Raw genomic sequence first — 406 nt, 5'->3', positions numbered from 1 at the left:
CGGGGCGGAATTCGCGGCGCTCGATGAGTCGCTTCCACCCGGCGTTCATCGCCGTCAGCGTGTCGGCCAGGTCGCCGATCGCGCAGTTGCGCACGGTGACGGTGAGGAACAGCCACCGGGCCTTGGGGTGTTCCTGGACGATCTTCGGGAGGGACTGGTAGAACCGGGCCTGCCACATGAGCGAGCGCCTCCACTGGCACACCGGGCAATGCCGCACCCGGCAGAAATGGGCCTCCCGCAGCCGTAGGGCCGTTTCCCCGGTTTCCGGGGTGGTGACCCAGCCGAAGCGCAGAACGCCCCCACAATCGGCCATACGGGCCGCGTAGCGCTCGAAATCGGCAGCGCTTGCGTAGATCCCGCCCACGTCGTCAGACTGGCCGCGGTGAACGTCCCAAGGCGCATCCTT

General features: G+C 68.0%; 1 protein-coding gene. It reads right to left on the bottom strand.

What is annotated here, in order from left to right; translation table 11 throughout:
• Positions 1–406, bottom strand: a 406-nt coding sequence (locus DF185_RS23305; protein WP_165836119.1) for a protein rep, incomplete at both ends; no start/stop codon positions are given.

Origin of the sequence: Marinifilum breve (assembly GCF_003202155.1) — a bacterium.
Taxonomy (GTDB): Bacteria; Bacteroidota; Bacteroidia; order Bacteroidales; family Marinifilaceae; genus Marinifilum; species Marinifilum breve.
This window is presented reverse-complemented; position numbering and strand designations above follow the sequence as displayed.